Origin of the sequence: Salinivibrio sp. ML323 (assembly GCF_001995745.1) — a bacterium.
Lineage (GTDB): Bacteria > Pseudomonadota > Gammaproteobacteria > Enterobacterales > Vibrionaceae > Salinivibrio > Salinivibrio kushneri.
In genome coordinates this window covers 1-20,158 of record NZ_MUES01000036.1, presented here as the reverse complement: position 1 = coordinate 20,158, position 20,158 = coordinate 1, and the positions used below count along the sequence as shown (strand labels likewise).

Below are 20,158 nucleotides of genomic sequence, written 5' to 3'. Positions count from 1 at the left end.
CAAACGAATTGACTGTGCCGAACAACTATAAAAGTTGTCGTTTGGTCACTCAGTTCATCGAATAAATCTTTTTGTCTATTCTTAACGAGTGCCCACACAGATTGCATAGGTCAAATTGTTAAAGAGCGTGTTGACTTCGTGGTCGGCATTTCGTGACTTGCGTCTCGTTGCCCCGTCAACAGGAAGCGCAGTATAGAGATCTCAGTTTTTCCCGCAACCCCCAAATATAAAAAAAAAGCGCCTCGCTACCTGTTTGCTCACAAAATAAGCAAAGGTAGCCAAAAGGCGCTTTTCTTGGTGGCGATCGCATAAGGTGGCTGGTCCTCACGCGCCCTTGTGTGCTCAATCGTTAGTGCGAGTGTGATTGCCGTCTTTCTTCCGCGCGCTCTTTAGCTCGACAGTAGCGTACTGAGCCCCACGCCATCAGCAAAAGAACAAAAGGGATCGCTCCAGCTGTCCATTGTGCCCAAGTATAGTAGGCAAGTGTTTCTATGATGATGACATGGCCAAGGATCAATAAAGCCGCGCAAATTATCGCAACGACCATCATACTGAGTTCTGATTTCATCCTTTCCCCCTTAATGTTGTGCACGCATTGAGTCTATCGAGGGAGACACGCTGAGGATTAGTACAGATAGTTCAGTATTCAGCTGTGACAGTTGATTGCACAGATAAAGCTGAGAGCGACGTCGCAATCTGTTTGAGCCCCTCCAAGCTTTGAGGATTATTTAGCGCCCCTGTGTTTTGCCTACCCACAACCGACACATTGAGTCGAAAGCAGTGATTGAAGCGTCCGTCACTGGCAAACAGTGCCCCCGGTGCGATAGTCACGCCATATGGCCTCAAAGCTTGAAAAAGTATGTGCGTATCGACGCGCTTATCGAGCTCAACCCATAAAAAGTAGCCTCCCTTAGGCTGACTAATCCGTGTAGAGGCCGGTAGCAGTGCCTTGAGTTCTGCTCGAATCAACGCTTGACGGGCAAACAAGGTTTCGCGCAATCGCCGTAGATGCGAATCATAACCACCTTGCTTTAAATAATCGGCAATCGCCAACTGGTTGGGCGCGCCCACAGCCAAGCTCGAGACAGACTGACGCTTCTCTATTTGCATCGCATAACACCCTGCCGCTATCCAACCAACACGGAATCCGGGGGCCAGCTGTTTCGAAAACGAGCCACAGTGCAGTACGCCGCCCTGTGTATCATACGCTTTAAGCGGCATCGGTCTGGCTTCGGCGAAGAAAAGCTCCCCATAGACGTCATCTTCTATTAACGGTACTTGATACGTCACCAATAAGTTGACGACATCAGGCCTACGTGGAGCAGGTATCGATGCACCGGTGGGGTTATGGAAGTTGCTCATCAACCAACACGCACTGATCGAGTGAGACGCAAGCGCATGTTCCAGTGCATGGATATCGACCCCTGTTTCAGGGTCAACCGTGACGGGAACGGCTTCAAGCTGTAAACGTTCGAGTGTCTGTAACACTCCGTAGAAGGCGGGGGCTTCAATAATCACTTTATCACCTGGCTCGGTCACTGCCGCCAAAGACAGACTCAATGCCTCTATCGCCCCATTAGTAATAATGATTTCATCAATACTGACTTTTATTCCCTGACGAAGATAGCGCTGTGCAATCAGTCGACGTAAACCACTATCGCCCGGCGGTAAAATGGTAAAGTGATCGGGATGAGAGGATTGACGCAGCACGCGCGCCATCGCACGGCCAAGCGCTTGCATGGGAAATAACTGAGGATCAGGAAAAGCTGAACCAAATGGGTAGTACGCGCCTTTATGGCTAGCACTGATCACATCAAACACATCTTGATGGGTGTCGAGCCACTGAGATTGCGCTTGTGGTCGTGCCAATGCATCCACCGCGAGCTTGTTATAATGAGGCCGCACAAAAAAGCCAGAGCGCGGACGCGCCTCAACCCAACCATCGGCTTCTAATTGCTCATAAGCTCTCATTACCGTCATTGGGCTGACATGTTGAAGCCGACTCATCTCCCTCACCGAAGGGATCCGATCACCGACTTGCCAAACACGCTGCTGAATTTGTGTTTCTATCCAGCTGGCAATGTTTCGATAACGCATTTGCACACTGCTACTCCCTGTTATTGCCATGACAGCGATCATACCTTGGCAAGTAACAATTGACGGGATGGAATGTAGCGGAGTGTGACCTGATCAGCGCTAATCTTTACCCACAACGAAAAAAGCCCCAGTCTTTCGACTGGGGCTTTCTTGGGATTTGGTGCCGAGAGAGGGACTTGAACCCTCACACCCGTTAAGGCGGCGGATTTTGAATCCGCTGCGTCTACCAATTCCGCCATCTCGGCAAGTGGGGGCAATTATACGTACCGGCCTTTGGAGTGCAAGCAATAAAAATAAAAATCCGTTCGTTCGCACTATTTTTAACCAATTCAAGTCATTCAGCCACATTGATGCTGAGTTTGTCCCCAAAAGACATCGCAAAACCGAGGTAGAAGCTTACTCACTGTCAGCCAGTCTATGCTAGGCTAGCTGCGAATTGAGGACTGGGATGTGAACAATCAAATGCAAACTTCTTCTATCGCTTGCCCAACCGCAGGCTTTTTCCGGCGTTTAGCCGCTTGGCTTTATGATCTCCTCGTCGTGGCAGCTTTGCTCATGCTCGCGGGAGGGGGAATGATGGCCATACTCGCACTGGCACAGGTGCTAGGCATGTCGATTGCGCCTTACCAAGACATCAGTGACTTCTTAACCCATCATCCAATTGTCAATCCGCTTTATACCGCGTATCTGGCCTGTGTCATCGGTGGTTTTTATGGCTACTTTTGGTGTAAGGCCGGACAGACGCTGGGTATGCGCGCGTGGCGACTCAAGCTACAGAACACCGATGGCAGCAATATCCGCCCTACCCAAGCGGTAATTCGTTTGGCCACTGCCTGCTTTGGTCTCGGTAATCTGGTTGTCATCTTTGATATTAATAACCGCTCATTTCAAGACCACTTCGCCGAATGCGACATGATTGTGCTCCCCAAGCCGGTTAAGAACAAAAAAAACTAATCACCTCTTTCGATTGGGCACCTGCTGCGTGCCCTGCCCTACCTACCGGCTCACCGTTATAAATTGATATAAGACAATAAATRGGTTGATTTTTACCTATTCATCTATCCGCTATATTTTGAGTTTTATTCACCACATGCAGAGCAGCTAATTGACTAAATAATCACAACTTGCACATAAACTCATCTTTAACTCAACCTTCATCACCGTAAAAGAAGTGCACCCAAGGTTATTTAATCCATAAAAATCCAAACAGCACAAAAAAAAGAAAGTGATAGCTACGCATAAATAACAGTGCTGCATTCATTTTTATTAAAAACATTTTCTTGGTTGATTATTAACTACCTCGTCTTTTGTGAGATATCACTAAGAAGTAAAAAGGGAACCACTTTTACAATGAATACAAAGCCATGTACCACGGCATAAGAATAATAAATAACGTGAAATTAACGGAATTACCTCAACACGTGTAGCGCACTATAGATGCTAATAAGAGGTATGAGGAGAAAGTATGAGTACTCACAGTGTTCCCAAAAAAAAGGCTGGCTCTCGAACCTAAAGTTCCCGTCTGCCTATACCATTCTATTCATTCTTATCGCCGTCGTCGCCGCCCTAAGTTGGGTGGTGCCCGCCGGGCAATACGACCGCACTCTTAACGAAGAACTGGGTCAACAAGTGCCAATATCAGGTACTTATCAGCAAGTTGAAAGTAATCCGCAAGGTATCGTTGATGTCCTTTTGGCCCCCATTGATGGCTTTTATAACCACCAAACGTATGAAGCCGCCGCCATTGATGTCTCGCTGTTCATTCTGATCATTGGTGGCTTTTTAGGGCTGGTCACCAAAACCGGTGCCATTGATGCGGGGATTGAACGCGTCACTAAACGCCTGGAGGGACGCGAAGAGTGGATGATCCCCATTTTGATGGGCTTATTTGCCGCCGGGGGCACTATTTATGGTATGGCGGAAGAGTCATTGCCTTTTTATACGCTACTCGTGCCTGTGATGATGGCCGCGCGTTTTGATCCTGTCGTTGCCGCTGCCACCGTGCTACTTGGCGCAGGTATTGGCACATTAGGCTCAACCATTAACCCGTTTGCGACTGTGATTGCTGCCAATGCCGCAGGCATTCCTTTTACCGACGGTATTCTGCTGCGTCTCGCCATTTTGGCCATTGGTTGGCTCATTTGTGTCGCCTATGTCATGCGCTATGCTCGAAAAGTACGCGCTGACCAAAGCCAATCCATTGTTTATGACCAGTATGAAAGTAATAAAAAACATTTCCTTGGCGAGCACGATGATAATCAAAGCCTAGACTTCACCGCCACACGTAAGGTCATCCTTACCATTTTTGCCGGTGCATTCGCGGTCATGATTTATGGCGTCTCCTCGCTCGGGTGGTGGATGGCAGAGATCTCCGCCGTCTTCCTGGGGGCTGCGATCATCATTGGCTTGATTGCACGCATGAGCGAAGAAGAAATCACCACCAGCTTTATTGATGGGGCAAGAGACCTACTCGGTGTAGCGCTGATCATCGGCATTGCCCGTGGGATCGTGGTGATTATGGATAAAGGCATGATTACCGACACCATCCTTAATAGTGCCGAGAGCTTAGTCAGCGGTTTATCTTCTTTCGTCTTTATTAACGTGATGTATTGGTTGGAAGTATTATTGTCATTCTTGGTGCCTTCCTCATCTGGCTTGGCAGTGCTCACCATGCCAATTATGGCACCATTGGCCGACTTTGCGAACGTCGGGCGCGAATTGGTGGTAACCGCCTATCAATCGGCTTCGGGGATCGTCAATCTCGTTACACCTACCTCCGGCGTAGTCATGGGGGGTTTGGCCATTGCCCGCGTGCCTTATGCGAAATGGATAAAATGGGTCGCCCCCTTGCTTGGCATTCTTACCATTATGATCATGGCCATGCTTAGCCTTGGCGTCATGTTATAATATCAGTCATCAACTTAGCGTAGCGCGCACTGCTATCAAGCAGTGCGCTTTTTTATATCTATCACGTCCCCCGCTATCCGCGCACGCTTCCCCACTCCGTTCACACTGAGATTACATTATTAACACAAAGCGATTTAATACCGATCGTCATCACAAATAAAAACAAAAATCGGTCGGCATTTGTTAAATATAAAAACCACTACAGATAATCATTCATTTAATCCGCATAAGGTGAAATGGAAACAAAATAAAAAAGGCATAAAAAGTATAAACCCACCGCTAAAAACCTAGCACTTTAAAAATAATATCGCTAAGCACTCAGTAAAAGTGACTAAATATTAAAAACCATTTTTCAATGCTGCCATAAATACCATTAACACAGGGTAAAAACCCCGAAACGTAGGCAGTGTTTTCAATGTGATCTAACTTCAAGTTCAACCGGCTCACCGCGTTAGAATAAATCTGTACCCAATAAGAAACCTGCACTTTTTATTTCCCTTCCGATAAAAAGCCAAGCAGAGATAAACGGAGAAAGAAAGATGAACAACTTCTATGTCGGCTCTGAAATTGGTCAATTACGCACCGTGATGTTGCACCGCCCCGAGCGTGCTTTAACCCACCTGACCCCCTCAAACTGTCATGATTTACTTTTCGACGATGTTCTGTCAGTGGAACGGGCGGGGGAAGAGCATGACAAATTCGCTCAAACGCTACGCGATCAGGGCGTTGAGGTGTTATTGCTGCAAAACCTCCTTGCCGAAACCCTGGATGTCCCCGAAGCCAAAGCCTGGCTGATGAACCTTAAGATCTCGGACTATACCTTTGGTCCGTCATTTGCGAACGATATTCGCTGCTACCTCAATGATCTCCCCCACCACGAACTCGCCTCCATGTTCTTAGGGGGGCTAGCGTACTCCGAGCTACCGATTGCCTCGACCTCGATGTTACAAGCGATGCACGCCCCATCCGACTTTATCATTGACCCCTTGCCTAACCACTTATTCACACGTGACACCTCGTGCTGGTTATATGGTGGTGTGTCGATTAACCCCATGGCCAAGCCCGCACGTAAGCGTGAAACGAACCACTTGCGGGCCATCTACAAATGGCACCCTCGCTTTGCGAACGGCGACTTTATTACCTACTTCGGTGGCGAGAATATTGATTATGACAATGCCACCATTGAAGGCGGCGATGTCACTGTCTTAGGGAAAGGCGTGGTATTGATTGGCATGTCTGAACGCACTACGCCACAAGGGGTGGAAAACCTCGCATCCAGCCTGTTCAAACACGGCCAAGCCAAGCAAGTGATTGCCATGGAGCTGCCAAAACATCGCTCCTGCATGCATCTGGATACCGTGATGACTCACATGCGTGAAGACACCTTCTCGGTGTACCCCGAAGTGATTCGCAAAGACATCCAATGTTGGAGTCTGACCGGTGACCGTAGTGGCCACCTCAATGTGCGCGAAGAAGACTACTTCCTCACCGCCATCGAAAAAGCCCTCGATGTCGGCCCACTGAACCTGATCACCACGGGCGGCGATAGCTTTGAAGCGGAACGTGAACAGTGGAATGACGCCAACAACGTCTTGACCGTTCGCCCAGGTGTGATCGTCGGCTACGAGCGCAACACTTATACCAACGAGAAATACGACAAAGCCGGGATCACTGTTCTCTCCATCCCGGGTGATGAGCTAGGTCGCGGCCGCGGCGGCGCACGCTGCATGAGCTGCCCGATTCATCGTGATGGTATTTAATCCTCGCATGGGCTGAGCGCCTGGCTCAGCCCCCACCGACTGTAGAGAGTATGATTATGAATAAACCCACTGTCGTCGTTGCATTAGGTGGCAACGCCCTCCTGCGTCGAGGCGAGCCTTTAGAAGCCGACATTCAACGCGCCAACATTGCCAAAGCGGCGAAAACCATCGCGGCAATTGGTGAGCAATACAATGTAGTGCTTGTCCACGGTAATGGCCCCCAAGTTGGCTTACTAGCCCTGCAGGGGCTCGAATACAAATCCGTTACTCCTTACCCTTTAGATGTACTTGGCTCTGAAACCCAGGGCATGATTGGCTATATGCTGATGCAAGAGCTACATAACTTAGCACCAGAGCAACACGTATCTTGCATGCTCACGCAAATGACGGTGGATCCCAAGGATCCGGCATTCGCCAATCCCACCAAACCGATTGGCCCTGTGTATGACCAACAAGAGGCGAATCAGCTTGCTGACAAGTATGGCTGGGATATTAAACCGGATGGCCAATATTTCCGTCGGGTGGTACCTAGCCCGCAACCCACTGGCATTATTGAGGATGATGCCATTGCCAGTTTGATCAAACAGGGGCATTTAGTGATTTGTACCGGCGGTGGCGGTATCCCAGTCATTCAAGAGGAGGGGCAACTCAAAGGTATTGAAGCGGTCATTGATAAAGATATGTCTGCTGCGTTTCTCGCCCGTCAAATCAATGCCGATGCGCTGCTTATTTTGACCGATGCCGACGCGGTTTACCTAAATTATGGTGAGCCCAATCAACGCGCACTTGCCGACACAACGCCCGATGCTCTCAGCCAATATACCTTCGATGCCGGCTCTATGGGGCCAAAAATCGATGCCTCCTGCGAGTTTATTCGCCAAGGCGGCAAGCTAGTAGGGATTGGTGCCCTCGAAGATGGTCTTGCGATTTTAGCAGGCCAAGCCGGCACACGTATTCGTCCACACTCAGTCAATAACAACAATATTTCTCACGGCCAACCTGCGCCTGCACAAGCCTGAGACCCATAACAAAGAGGATTGCCCATTATGGCTTTTAACCTACGCAACCGTAACTTTTTAAAACTGCTGGACTTCACACCTCGTGAGATCCAACACTTTATCGACATGGCGATTGAACTCAAAAAAGCCAAATACAACGGTTATGAAACACCGCGTCTGAAAGGTAAGAACATTGCTCTGATCTTTGAAAAGTCGTCAACACGCACCCGTTGTGCCTTTGAAACCGCTGTGTTTGATCAAGGCGGCCAGGTGAGCTACATCGGCCCAACAGGCTCACAAATTGGCCATAAAGAATCGATGAAGGACACCGCTCGCGTATTGGGGCGGATGTATGACGGCATTGAGTACCGTGGCTTTGGCCAGGATATTGTCGAAGAGCTGGGTGAGTTCGCAGGGGTACCTGTCTGGAATGGGTTAACCACCGAGTTTCATCCTACGCAAATTTTGGCTGACTTAATGACCATGCTCGAACATGGCCGCGGCAAGCAGTTACACGAAATGCGCTTTGCATACCTCGGCGATGCCCGAAACAATATGGGGAACTCCCTGATGGTCGGTGCCGCGAAAGTGGGAATGGATATTCGCTTAGTGGCTCCGAAAGCATTCTGGCCGGAAGAAGATCTCGTCGCACAATGCCGCGAAATCGCAGAGCAAACCGGCGCACGCATTACGCTCACCGAAGACGTACAAGAAGGCGTGAAAGATTGTGACTTCTTGTACACCGATGTCTGGGTGTCGATGGGAGAGTCTAAAGAAGCGTGGGACGAGCGCGTCGCGATGATGAAACCCTATCAAGTTAATAAGGATGTGGTGAAAGCCACGGGGAACCCGCACGTGAAATTCATGCACTGTCTCCCTGCCTTCCATAATAACGAGACCACAGTAGGGGCAGAAATCGAAGAAAAGTATGGGTTAAAAGGCCTAGAAGTCACCGAAGATGTGTTTGAGTCAGACTGCTCGATTGTGTTTGACGAAGCAGAAAACCGCCTCCACACCATCAAAGCGGTAATGGTTGCCACCCTTGGCGATTAACGCCATCTGACTCTGGGCGCCGCTCGGCGCCCTATTTCTCAATATTGATACCACCCAGTGACACCCATCAAAGTTTCCTATAAAAGCAACTGATAGCATATGCGATTGAATCACGCATTATCAGCTTTATACACTGATATAGACGTGAAATGCCGTTTATTATAAGGGGTTGCCCGTGGTTAATGATGCAATTCTATCGGTAGAAACCGCCACACCAGAGGACGATATCCTCTCTGCGTGTCGACACCTGCTGCAAACGCAAAGCTTTACCACCCAAGACGCCGTGCGCCAGCAATTGGTCCAACTTGGCTATCTTGATGTCAGCCAGTCGACCGTTTCACGCCTACTATCCAAGCTCGGGGTCGCCAAAGTGCCCAATGCGCATGGGCAAAAGGTCTACGCGCTCAGCGGAGACATGGAGCCTGTCTACGCGGTATCTTCTGTCGGCTCGCAAATCGATGACATCACCTGTAGCCAAGCCATGGTGGTCGTGAAAACGCATCCAGGCGGCGCACAGTTGATCGCTCGCTTACTCGACTTGCACCGACATCCTTTGATCTTAGGAACGGTTGGCGGGAACGACACTGTCCTGGTGGCCCCCCGCCAGCTCAATGAGCTTGCCGCCTGCGAACAAGTGATTCGAGACCGCCTCGCCCCTGAGTAAACGGCTTTACGTGGCAAGCTAACCGTTGCAGACTATAGGTGTCGCTTTTTATAACAAAGGAACTAACAATGACCCAAGTACTGCAAACCGAGCAGGCACCAGAAGCTATTGGTCCGTATTCGCAAGGCGTTGACCTTGGCAACATGGTGGTGACCTCAGGTCAAATTCCCGTCAACCCAGTGACTGGCCAGATCTCGCCTGAAATCACCGCACAAACACGTCAGTCTCTCGACAACGTTAAAGCAGTGGTTGAAGCTGCTGGGCTTAAAGTGAATGATATTGTTAAGCTCACTGTGTTTGTCAAAAATATGGAAGACTTTGCCGATGTCAACAAAGTGTATGGTGCGTTCTTCGATGAGCACGGTGTGGAAAGCTATCCTGCTCGTTCATGCGTTGAAGTCGCACGCCTGCCCAAGGATGTTGATATCGAAATTGAAGCGATTGCGGTGCGCCAAGCCTAATTGGTAAGCGACGGCAACGAAAAGCTATTTCAGCGAAAAGCTACTTCAACCAAAAGCTAACGCAAAACCGGCGCCTCCAGGCGCCGCTTTTTTATCTCGTGGTTGCATGGCACACGCTTATCAACAGCGCGCCATCACATCGATACGTGATAAAACGTCAGCAAACCAAGCGGTGAAGCGCTCGGGAGCATCCACCATCGCCTGCTTGACTTCCCCTTCAGACCACCAGCGGCAGTCTGCTACTTCATCTGGGTTAGGGATCATGTCGACATGGCTGACTTCACAGGCGATGACTTGGTCCCATTCATGCTCTATCAACCCGTTATCCAACTCGGCACGGTATTCAAAACACGGGCCCAGGGTAAAATCAAGCGGGCGCGCAATGCCTAGCTCTTCGTATAAACGCCGTTTCGCCGCCGCTGCAACCGGCTCATCTTGTTTGGGGTGCGAGCAGCACGTATTGGTCCACAGCCCGCCACTGTGATACTTGTCCAACGCGCGACGCTGCAGCAAGTACTCACGCTCACCCTGTTCGTTGCAACGAAACAACATCACTGAGAAGGCCAGGTGCAGCCATCCTTGCTGATGGGCCTCCAACTTTTCAGCGATCCCTTGAGGTTCACCGCTCGGTGACACCAAAACCACATGGTGGCGCTGGGCTGAAGTCATAAACCTATCCTCAATTAGCGAACGCCTTGGTTGCGCTCCGCCACTTCTGCATCAAGCTGTTCGAGCTTGTTTTTCATCACCTGATGGCAATGCTTAGCGAGGTCACGGACATTGTCTTTATCGTAGCCCGTTGACGAAATCGGCGCCATCACTTCAACAATCACATGGCCGTTGTTCCAACGGTTCGCTTTTAGGTGATGTGTCGAGCTACATACGATTGGAATCAAGGGGACGTTCGCGCCAATAGCAGCATGAAATGCGCCGGTTTTGAAAGGTAACAAACCACGTCCACGTGAGCGTGTCCCTTCAGGAAATAACCATACGCTTAATTGTTTGGCTCGGATTTTCTCTGTGACCTGTGCAATGGTGCCCATGGCTTTACTACGATTGGCACGATCAATCAACACGTTGCCCGTGAGCCAATACAGCTGGCCAAAAATGGGGATCCATAACAGGCTTTTCTTACCCACGGTGACCGCGCCAGGCATCAACGCATTCGATAAGGTCACCATATCCCAATTACTTTGGTGGTTGGCAATACACACGCTAGCGCCAGGCTCACGCGGGGCCCCTTCCGCGAAGCGCAGTTCAAGGCGAATCCCGAACAAAACAGAGAGGCGTCCAAACCACTTACTGATATGGTAGCAATTACGAGGATTGCGAGGGCTTAACAAGCAATACAACCCACCAAAAACAAACAGTAAAACAGCGACAATCAATAAAGCCAGCAGTCGCACGACAAAAATCATTTCTCTCTCCAAAGAGCAGGCGTGAAAGGCGAGTCAGTATACCGATTCAGCGCAAAAATGCACCCGCTCCGCCCCTGGAGTCAGGGGCGGTAGCGACTTAGCGTTCGGGCAGGATCTCGATGTGATCGACACGCTGAAGACCACGCGGCAGCATACTGCCTCGTCGACCTCGCTCGCCACGATAATGCGTGAGATCATCCGGTTTTAAGGTCAGTTTGCGTTTCCCAGCGTGCAAGGTCACCCCGGCATTGGCCGGCACCACATACAGTTGACTTAACACCTCTTCACGTGATTTGGCACGTGCGCCAGGAATATTAATGATCTTATTCCCTTTCCCTTTACTCAGTTGCGGAAGCTCATGGACCGGGAACACCAGCATGCGGCCTTCATTGGAAATCGCGACAATCAAATCGCTTTCCAAATCAACAACCTGGCGTGGCGGCATCACTTCAGCCTGATCAGGCACGGTCAGTAAGGCCTTACCGCTACGGTTTTTGGATAACATATCCGCTTGCTTGCAGACAAACCCATAACCGGCATCCGAGGCCACCAATGTGAACTGTCCCTCATCGGCCATTAGTACATGACGAATCGACGAGCCTGGGGTGATATTAATTCGCCCAGTAATCGGCTCACCTTGGCTGCGTGCTGATGGCAAAGTGTGCGACTCTATGGCATAACTGCGACCATCAGACCCCAGGAAAACCGCGGGTTGATTACTTTTTCCCGGTGCTGCGTCGAGGAACTTGTCGCCTGCTTTGTAGTTAAGGCCAGAGGCATCCACATCATGCCCTTTGGCGTGGCGGATCCACCCTTTATCTGAGAGCACCACAGTGATGGGTTCGCTGGGGACCAAGTCACGCTCGGTTAACGCTTTGGCCTCTGCTCGCTCAACCAGCGGGGAACGGCGGTCGTCCCCGTATTTTTCCGCATCCGCGAGGATTTCTTTTTTGATTAAGGTATTCAAGCGACGATCGGAGCCAAGCAGTTTCTCGAGCTTATCGCGCTCTTTGCTCAATTCATCTTGCTCACCACGGATCTTGATTTCCTCAAGCTTGGCTAACTGGCGTAATTTGATCTCAAGGATCGCCTCTGCCTGTTTCTCGCTCAAACCAAAACGTGCAATCAGCTCGGCTTTTGGCTCATCCTCACTGCGGATGATTTCAATCACCTCATCAATGTTCAGGTAAGCGGCGAGTAAGCCCTCTAGAATATGCAGGCGAGCGAGGACTTTTTCCAGCCGATGTTCAAGGCGACGTCTCACCGTCTGGCGGCGGAACGTTAACCACTCAGATAAGATGCCCTGTAAGCCTTTAACTTGCGGGCGTCCATCCAGGCCAATCATATTGAGGTTAACGCGGTAGTTCTTCTCTAGATCGGTCGAGGCGAACAAGTGATCCATCAGTTGATCACAATCGACACGGTTAGAGCGCGGCACAATCACAATCCGGGTCGGGTTTTCATGATCCGACTCATCACGGAGATCGTCCACCATCGGCAGCTTTTTCGCCCGCATTTGATTGGCGATTTGCTCTAGCAGCTTAGCGCCCGACACTTGATGAGGCAGCGCAGTGATCACGATTTCATTGCTTTCTTTATGCCACAGCGCGCGCATTTTGATAGAGCCACGGCCGCTCGCATAGAGCTTTTTCAAATCTGACTTCGGCGTGATCACTTCCGCTTCGGTGGGGTAGTCAGGCCCCTGCACATGCTCTAGTACACCGTCTAAGTCCAGGCTCGGCTTATCGATCATTGCGGCCAAGGCATTAGCAAGCTCACGCGCATTATGTGGCGGAATATCTGTCGCCATCCCCACCGCAATCCCGGTGATCCCATTGAGGAGAATATGCGGTAAGCGTGCCGGCAAGGTTTTAGGCTCTTTCATGGTGCCATCAAAATTAGGCCCCCATTCAACCGTCCCTTGCCCGAGTTCTTGCAGCAACACTTCAGAGAAGCGTGATAAACGTGATTCCGTGTAACGCATCGCCGCAAACGATTTAGGATCGTCAGGTGCCCCCCAGTTACCCTGACCGTCCACCAGCGGATAACGATAGGAAAACGGCTGAGCCATCAATACCATGGCCTCGTAACACGCCGAGTCGCCATGAGGATGGTATTTACCCAATACATCCCCGACAGTACGCGCCGATTTTTTATATTTTGCCGTGGCCGATAGCCCCAGCTCTGACATCGCGTAAATGATCCGGCGCTGCACTGGCTTTAAGCCATCGCCGATAAACGGCAGTGCGCGATCCATGATGACGTACATCGAGTAATTGAGGTATGCGTCCTCAGTGAACTGGCGCAGAGCAAGCTGCTCTACCCCATCATAAGTCACCTCTGTCATGCGAATTAGATCCCGTTATAGTAATTTAGATATCGATAAGCTCGGCCATATCGCCTTTTTGCTGCAACCAATGACGGCGGTCCTCTGCCCGTTTTTTACCCAGCAGCATGTCCATCAGTTGCTGCGTCTGCTCATCATCATCAATGGTGAGCTGAACCAGGCGACGGGTATTGGGATCCATGGTAGTTTCACGCAGCTGTAATGGGTTCATTTCCCCCAAGCCTTTAAAGCGTTGCACATTGATTTTGCCGCGTTTATTGCTCAAACGCTCAAGGATCCCTGCTTTTTCATCTTCATCCAAGGCATAAAAAACCTCTTTGCCACAATCAATGCGGTAAAGCGGCGGCATCGCCACGTACACATGGCCAGCCTGAACCAAGGATCTAAAGTGCTGCACAAAGAGTGCACATAGTAAGGTCGCAATATGTAGGCCATCGGAGTCCGCATCGGCGAGGATGCAGATTTTATCGTAACGAAGATTCCCCAAGTCCCCAGAATCAGGGTCAATGCCCAGCGCCACAGAGATATCATGTACTTCTTGAGAGGCCAATACTTGGTCTGCGGAGACTTCCCATGTATTGAGGATCTTACCTCGAAGCGGCATCACCGCTTGAAATTCGCGATCCCGAGCCTGCTTAGCTGACCCACCTGCCGAGTCCCCCTCAACCAAAAATAGCTCGGTGCGACTCGAGTCTTGCATCGCACAATCTGTGAGCTTTCCGGGTAGCGCGGGGCCTGATGCCACCTTCTTACGCACCACCTTTTTCGCGGCACGCATGCGGCGATGGGCACTGGCAATACACACTTCCGCCAAACGCTCAGCAAGGTGGGGACGCTCATTGAGCCACAAACTAAAGGCATCTTTGACCACCCCAGACACAAACGCCGCACATTGACGAGAGGACAAGCGCTCTTTGGTTTGCCCCGCAAACTGTGGGTCTTGAATTTTAACCGAGAGCACGTAGGCACAACGCTCCCAGATATCGTCGGCGGTCAGCTTAACGCCGCGCGGGAGAAGGTTACGGAACTCACAGAATTCGCGCATCGCTTCCAGCATCCCTTGGCGCAAGCCATTCACATGCGTGCCACCTTGTGCCGTTGGGATCAGGTTGACATAGCTTTCTGTCGTTAGCTCGCCCCCTTCTGGCAACCAAATAACCGCCCAATCCGCGGCTTCGGTCTGGCCACTGAATTCGCCGATAAAAGGTGTTTCCGGCAGAACTTCATAGCCTTTGACACTGTCAGCGAGGTAGTCTTTCAACCCATCCTGGTAACACCAGGATGTGGCCTCATCGGTGTTTTTATCAGTGAGATTGACCGTCAGTCCCGGGCACAGCACTGCCTTGGCTTTTAAGATGGTTTTAAGACGGGCCAGTGAAAACTTGTCAGAATCAAAAAATTGGCCATCTGGCCAAAAGTGAACGCGCGTGCCACGGTTGCGACGACCACAGGTACCGGTCACGGTTAAATCTTGTACTTTGTCGCCGTTTTCAAAGGCAATGTCGTAGACTTGACCATCGCGCTTAACGGTAATCTCTACCCGATGAGACAGCGCATTGACTACGGAGATCCCCACCCCGTGTAAACCACCGCTAAATTGGTAGCTTTTGTTGGAGAACTTACCGCCCGCATGCAGTTTGCATAGAATCAGSTCAACCCCAGAGACGCCCTCTTCGGGGTGAATATCAACCGGCATACCACGACCATCATCAATCACTTCCAGTGATTGGTCGGCATGGAGAATCACATCAATCTTGCTGGCATGGCCGGCTAACGCTTCATCAACACTATTGTCGATGACTTCCTGCCCAAGATGGTTAGGGCGACTGGTATCTGTATACATACCGGGGCGTCGGCGCACGGGCTCGAGCCCATTGAGGACTTCTATCGATCCTGCGTTATAATTTTGTTCTGTCATAATCGATTGGCTTAATAAATGTGATGACATGGTCAGCAAGGGGGATCCGCTTGTCAAGCGCGGTGCCAGATTGCCACAAGTTTCTGTGAGCTGCTATCCGTCTGCTGGGAAGTAAAGGCTAAGATAGCACGAGCCTGCGTCTGCGTGCCTCTGTTTCAATGCCTCTGGCGTGATAGTGCGCTAGAGACCAAGAAACTGGAGGATATCCCCACAGTAACGTTCAAAGCCCACAAAGCTATGGTCGCCTCCCGGCTCAACCGTTTGTTGACTGGCACTGAATTTTTCCACTGCTTGGCGATAGTCCAGCACCTCATCACCTTCCTGTTGCAATAACCAAAATCGCTCAGGATGAGATAAGACAGGCACATCAATCTCACGCAGGGCGTGGATATCGGCGGCCTCGAGGGTGTAGCGTTCTTGGGTGTAAGGATTAACTTGTTCCCCAACATAATCTTGCAAGAGTTCGTAAGGGCGAACGGCGGGATTAACCAGCACAGCGGGCAGTTGATAACGCTCACTCAGCCAGGTGGCCAAAAAGCCCCCCAACGAACTTCCCACCAAACCCAGTCGATGGGTTTCGCTAAAGCGCGTGATCAGTTCTGTCAGCAACTGCACGGTGGGCTCAGGGTGACTGGGCAGTTGTGGCACCAACACCTCAATATCACTACGATGTTGGGCGCAATAGGCTTGCATCTGTCTCGCCTTTAACGATTGCGGCGAGCTGTTAAAGCCATGAAGATAAAGCAACGCTGATGGCATGATTAATATCCGCTGGAATCGAAGTCTGGCCGAAAATGCTGACCGGTTATACGCACCACTTGCGTGTCTACGCGTCCGTCGTCATACAGCTCAAGCCAGCGCCAACCTGGGTTCTGGTTGTCGAGCGCAAAGTCGTGTGAGTCCGGCATAAACTGGATACAGGTGGAGGGCGCCGCCATCACACGCGTGCCTTGATAACCCACATCCAATGCCTGATGAATATGCCCACACACCACAATTTTCGCTTGAGGGTGACGCGCCATCACTTGCCAGAATGCCTCTCGATTAGCCAGTTTGTGCTGATCTAACCAGGTGCTTCCTGCATCCAACGGATGGTGGTGCAGCAACACCAACGCATGACGTTCAGGGTGCGCGCTTAAGTGTGTATCCAAAAGGTTCAGTTGCACTTGTGATAACTCACCGTGCGGCACACCGGCCACCTGACTGTCGAGCAGCACCATTTGCCAGTGCTCCCCCAACAGGACTTGCGAGCAAGAGCGAAGGGTATTTGACTGTAATACCGCGCTCATTTCTGGCTGATAATCATGATTCCCCGGAAGCCAAAAGCAAGGCTGTGACCACCGGGCGATACCGTCGACAAAACGACGATACGATAAGGCAGAGTGATCTTGGGACAGATCCCCCGTGGCAATAATAGCGTCAAAAGTCGGGTCAGTGGCACTGATGGCATCCAGCACCGCATGGTAGCTGCGAAGCGTATTAATACCCAGCAAGCTACCCTGCTCACTCGCAAACAGGTGTGTGTCGGTGATTTGCAAAAGACGAATACAATCGCCGTCGGCGTTATCTATCTGGCAAGACTGCAACGTTGAAAATACCTTTGCTGGTTTAGTTTAACGATGATTTATACATAGGATCAGACGCCACCACGCCACGGCGTAAGCAGTGGCCAAGCCAATCCGATAAAAATGCATTAACCTGATGTTTTTCGTCGCGCTGATGCATACGCGGATTCGGGTAATCATAACGTGGTTTTAAGCGTGAAATCTGCTGCGTGGTACACACTTCCGCGACCCGTGCATCGTGATACAAGCGCACTGTCAGGTTAGCACGTAAATAATCGGGTGCGGCGCCTGGGCTCAACTGCGCAATATCCAGTAAGGTGGTATAGCGGGTTGACTCACGCACGACCAAGGCATATTCCTGCCCTTGGATATCGTATCGACACACCTGTCCCACCTCGTCACGCTTGGGCATCAAACGGACAAGTTTGGCATAGTTGGTTTCATACAAGCGCATCATCGCTGGCAAGTCGACGCGATATTCTGTTTTCACACGCACCTACTGTCTATTTACTGTTTTGTTCATTATAGCTTTGACGTAACCGACTGGCATTGAGTTCCAACCATTGCAACGCAATAATTGAAGCGGCGTTTTCAATCTCGCCATCAACCACTTTTTGATAGGCGTGTTGGCGAGACAATCGATGCACCAAAATGTCTTCGTTTTCACTGTCGAGGCCGTGTACGCCTTCAGCTTCCGAGGCATCAACAATCGCGACAAACACATCCAACTGTTCAGAGCAGCCACCAGAGCTGGATAAATAACGGGTAACACGCTCCATTTGATGCAGTAATAGCCCCGCTTCTTCTCGCGCTTCACGGTGGGCAACCTGCTCGGGGGATTGGTCTTTGTCTATCATCCCAGCCACAATTTCCAGTTGCCATGGTGTCGCGCCTGCTGCCATCGCCCCCACGCGGATTTGCTCAAGCATCACCACTTCATCACGTACGGGATCATACGGCAAAACAGCCACCGCGTGGCCACGTTCAAACAACTCCCGCACCACAGAGCCACTCCAGCCGCCTTCAAACAAACGATGGCGAAACTGATAGCGCTGAATGGAAAAGAAACCTTGATAAAGCGGCGAAATATCCTCGATCACAATATCGTCGCGATCGAATTGTCCGGGCGGATAGTCTGACATGCGGGCTCCTTATCCTCGCTGACACGAGCTGACGAACTGAAGTGCTGAGTCACGCCTAGACCCGCTGGCCTGTGCCGATCGCCAACGCGCGTCTTTCTCGCACCCCACAAACTTAACTTTTTTGATAAAAGTTACAACTATTTTTCAGTCCCATTTGCAAATTGGATAGTTTACACTCAATGTCCTAACAAATTGTCAGTTTCACGCAAGCATAATTGCGTTAAGCTAGTGGACGTTTATTTATCCAATCGCACAGATTCAGGGATTCCATCTATGAAAAAATTGCTCCCTTTGGCGTTAAGCTTGGCACTCGGCAGCGTAAGCAGTGCAGCCCTTGCCGATGATCTCGCCCAAATTTATCAACAAGCGAAGCAAAGCGATCCCACTCTTAATCAAGCAGCGGCCGAGCGCGACGCAGCGTTTTCTGCTGTGGATGCAACTCGTGGCACCTTGCTACCACAAATTGCACTTAACGCCAGTTACACGATCCAACGTAATGACACTAAAGACAGCAACGATAATGATGTCACCAGTGCCGATATCAGCTTAAGCCAACAGCTTTTCAAACGTGATAGCTGGGTCAACCTGGATATCAGCGAAATGCAGGCCCGCCAGCTAGATGCGACCTATGCCGCCCAGCAGCAAGGATTAATGCTACGCGTGGCCCAAGCCTATTTTGACGTGCTCCGCGCCATGGATAAGCTTGAATTTATTCAGGCAGAAAAAGCGGCGGTGGGCCGTCAGCTTGAACAAACCAAGCAACGTTTTGAAGTGGGCCTTTCGGCAATTACCGATGTGCATGATGCTCAAGCGCAGTATGACGCTGTGCTCGCCGATGAAATCTTGGCCGAAAATGCGCTCACCAACAGCTATGAAGGCTTGCGAGAGATCACCGGCCAAGCCCCGAGAGACTTACGCGTGCTCGACACTGAACGTTTTAGTGCCAGTAACCCGCAGCAGCAACCGGCCGCACTGGTCAAAATCGCCGAAGAGAAAAACCTCGAGTTGCTCGCTAACCGCATTGCCCGTGATACCGCCAAAGAGCAGATTAAGCTGGCCAAAACCGGCCACCTGCCCACGCTGACCTTCAGCGCACAATACGGGATGACGGATGTTGATAACCAACACACGCCAGGCTCTATTGATTCCAACGAGGGGAAGGCTGCGCTCGATTTTAGCTTGCCACTGTTCACTGGCGGCAGCACCTCGGCCAATGTGGAAAAGGCGCAGCATGAGTATGTGGCCGCGTCACAAAGTCTGGAAGCCAAATACCGCGGCACGGTAAAAGATGTGCGTGCCTTCTATAACGACATCAATGCCTCAATTGGTGCCCTGCGTGCCTATGAGCAAACCGTGGTTTCTGCGCGCTCTGCGTTAGAAGCGACAGAAGCCGGCTTTGAAGTGGGTACACGTACCATTGTCGATGTTTTGGATGCCACGCGTCGCCTTTACGATGCCAACCGCAACCTCTCCAATGCACGCTACGACTATATTCTAAGCCGTTTACGTTTACACCAAGCCATGGGCACCTTGTCTGAGCAAGACTTGCTCGATATTAACCAAGGGCTGGTGAAACAAGAGTGATTCACACTTGAGGCTCGAGAACGCAAAAAGGTGCCGACGGGCACCTCAGATTGCTGACGAACCCCGCCTTTTTAGGCGGGGTTCTTTTTGATAAGCGGCCGTAGGCCGCGATCGCGATATTTTTTGTTAGAGAGTGGTCGCTACCGACCAACGCCCAAATTGGCGGATAGAAGCCAGTATTTGCCTTATATCCGCCATATTAAAGCCGCATTTTCTTAGATAGCTCACCACTAACGCTATCTTC

The 20,158-nt window shown here is 50.7% G+C and carries 18 protein-coding genes and 1 tRNA gene; 8 read left to right on the top strand and 11 right to left on the bottom strand.

The window, feature by feature from the left end:
• Positions 1 to 349 precede the first annotated feature (349 nt).
• The 3 genes from BZG13_RS14055 to BZG13_RS14045 all read right to left on the bottom strand — a co-directional run bounded on the left by BZG13_RS14055 (position 350) and on the right by BZG13_RS14045 (position 2,342).
• Positions 350 to 568, bottom strand: a complete 219-nt coding sequence (locus tag BZG13_RS14055; RefSeq protein WP_069361744.1) for a hypothetical protein — start codon at positions 566 to 568, stop codon at positions 350 to 352.
• 71 nt (positions 569 to 639) lie between these two features.
• Positions 640 to 2,127 (bottom strand): aminotransferase-like domain-containing protein, encoded by a 1,488-nt coding sequence (locus tag BZG13_RS14050; RefSeq protein WP_077487063.1) that lies wholly within the window; start codon positions 2,125 to 2,127, stop codon positions 640 to 642.
• A 128-nt stretch (positions 2,128 to 2,255) separates the two neighbouring features.
• Positions 2,256 to 2,342 (bottom strand) — tRNA-Leu (locus BZG13_RS14045).
• 217 nt (positions 2,343 to 2,559) lie between these two features.
• Here BZG13_RS14045 and BZG13_RS14040 point away from each other — a divergent pair.
• From BZG13_RS14040 to BZG13_RS14010, 7 genes are all read left to right on the top strand, one after another.
• A complete protein-coding gene (locus BZG13_RS14040) occupies positions 2,560 to 3,051 on the top strand; it encodes an RDD family protein (protein WP_077487065.1) in 492 nt (163 codons plus the stop codon).
• A gap of 498 nt (positions 3,052 to 3,549) precedes the next feature.
• Positions 3,550 to 5,004: a YfcC family protein gene (locus BZG13_RS14035; RefSeq protein ID WP_077487062.1), complete on the top strand. Its 1,455-nt coding sequence runs from the start codon at positions 3,550 to 3,552 to the stop codon at positions 5,002 to 5,004.
• A gap of 539 nt (positions 5,005 to 5,543) precedes the next feature.
• Positions 5,544 to 6,764 carry an arginine deiminase gene (gene arcA, locus BZG13_RS14030; protein ID WP_077487061.1) on the top strand — a complete coding sequence of 407 codons (1,221 nt, stop codon included), beginning with the start codon at positions 5,544 to 5,546 and terminating at the stop codon, positions 6,762 to 6,764.
• 56 nt (positions 6,765 to 6,820) lie between these two features.
• Positions 6,821 to 7,783 carry a carbamate kinase gene (arcC, locus tag BZG13_RS14025; RefSeq protein ID WP_077487060.1) on the top strand — a complete coding sequence of 321 codons (963 nt, stop codon included), beginning with the start codon at positions 6,821 to 6,823 and terminating at the stop codon, positions 7,781 to 7,783.
• 27 nt (positions 7,784 to 7,810) lie between these two features.
• Entirely contained in the window at positions 7,811 to 8,815 is a 1,005-nt protein-coding gene (gene argF / locus BZG13_RS14020; RefSeq protein ID WP_077487059.1) for an ornithine carbamoyltransferase, read from the top strand.
• Between the two features lie 175 nt (positions 8,816 to 8,990).
• Entirely contained in the window at positions 8,991 to 9,479 is a 489-nt protein-coding gene (locus BZG13_RS14015; RefSeq protein WP_077487058.1) for an arginine repressor, read from the top strand.
• 68 nt (positions 9,480 to 9,547) lie between these two features.
• Complete coding sequence (locus BZG13_RS14010) at positions 9,548 to 9,940, top strand: RidA family protein (protein ID WP_077487057.1); 393 nt, start codon at positions 9,548 to 9,550, stop codon at positions 9,938 to 9,940.
• A 120-nt stretch (positions 9,941 to 10,060) separates the two neighbouring features.
• Here BZG13_RS14010 and idi read toward each other — a convergent pair whose 3' ends face one another.
• The 8 genes from idi to nudF form a co-directional block, all read right to left on the bottom strand.
• Complete coding sequence (idi, locus tag BZG13_RS14005; protein WP_077487056.1) at positions 10,061 to 10,609, bottom strand: isopentenyl-diphosphate Delta-isomerase; 549 nt, start codon at positions 10,607 to 10,609, stop codon at positions 10,061 to 10,063.
• A 14-nt stretch (positions 10,610 to 10,623) separates the two neighbouring features.
• Positions 10,624 to 11,358, bottom strand: coding sequence for a 1-acylglycerol-3-phosphate O-acyltransferase (locus BZG13_RS14000; protein WP_069361726.1), 735 nt, complete (start codon positions 11,356 to 11,358; stop codon positions 10,624 to 10,626).
• A gap of 97 nt (positions 11,359 to 11,455) precedes the next feature.
• Positions 11,456 to 13,705, bottom strand: coding sequence for a DNA topoisomerase IV subunit A (gene parC / locus BZG13_RS13995; protein ID WP_077459416.1), 2,250 nt, complete (start codon positions 13,703 to 13,705; stop codon positions 11,456 to 11,458).
• Positions 13,706 to 13,730: 25 nt separating this feature from the next.
• Positions 13,731 to 15,623, bottom strand: a complete 1,893-nt coding sequence (parE, locus tag BZG13_RS13990; protein ID WP_077487064.1) for a DNA topoisomerase IV subunit B — start codon at positions 15,621 to 15,623, stop codon at positions 13,731 to 13,733.
• A 180-nt stretch (positions 15,624 to 15,803) separates the two neighbouring features.
• Positions 15,804 to 16,391 (bottom strand): esterase YqiA, encoded by a 588-nt coding sequence (yqiA, locus tag BZG13_RS13985; protein ID WP_198935532.1) that lies wholly within the window; start codon positions 16,389 to 16,391, stop codon positions 15,804 to 15,806.
• Positions 16,385 to 17,209, bottom strand: coding sequence for a 3',5'-cyclic-AMP phosphodiesterase (gene cpdA / locus BZG13_RS13980; RefSeq protein WP_077459413.1), 825 nt, complete (start codon positions 17,207 to 17,209; stop codon positions 16,385 to 16,387). Before cpdA ends, yqiA begins: the two co-directional genes overlap by 7 nt.
• A 22-nt stretch (positions 17,210 to 17,231) precedes the next feature.
• The gene (locus tag BZG13_RS13975) at positions 17,232 to 17,678 is read right to left on the bottom strand and encodes a DUF1249 family protein (protein WP_077459426.1); all 447 of its coding nucleotides are present in this window, start codon (positions 17,676 to 17,678) and stop codon (positions 17,232 to 17,234) included.
• A gap of 13 nt (positions 17,679 to 17,691) precedes the next feature.
• The gene (gene nudF, locus BZG13_RS13970; protein ID WP_069361722.1) at positions 17,692 to 18,330 is read right to left on the bottom strand and encodes an ADP-ribose diphosphatase; all 639 of its coding nucleotides are present in this window, start codon (positions 18,328 to 18,330) and stop codon (positions 17,692 to 17,694) included.
• Positions 18,331 to 18,603: 273 nt separating this feature from the next.
• On the opposite strand from nudF, the gene tolC reads away from it, so the two are divergent.
• Positions 18,604 to 19,914 (top strand): outer membrane channel protein TolC, encoded by a 1,311-nt coding sequence (gene tolC / locus BZG13_RS13965; RefSeq protein ID WP_077487054.1) that lies wholly within the window; start codon positions 18,604 to 18,606, stop codon positions 19,912 to 19,914.
• Positions 19,915 to 20,158: the final 244 nt, after the last annotated feature.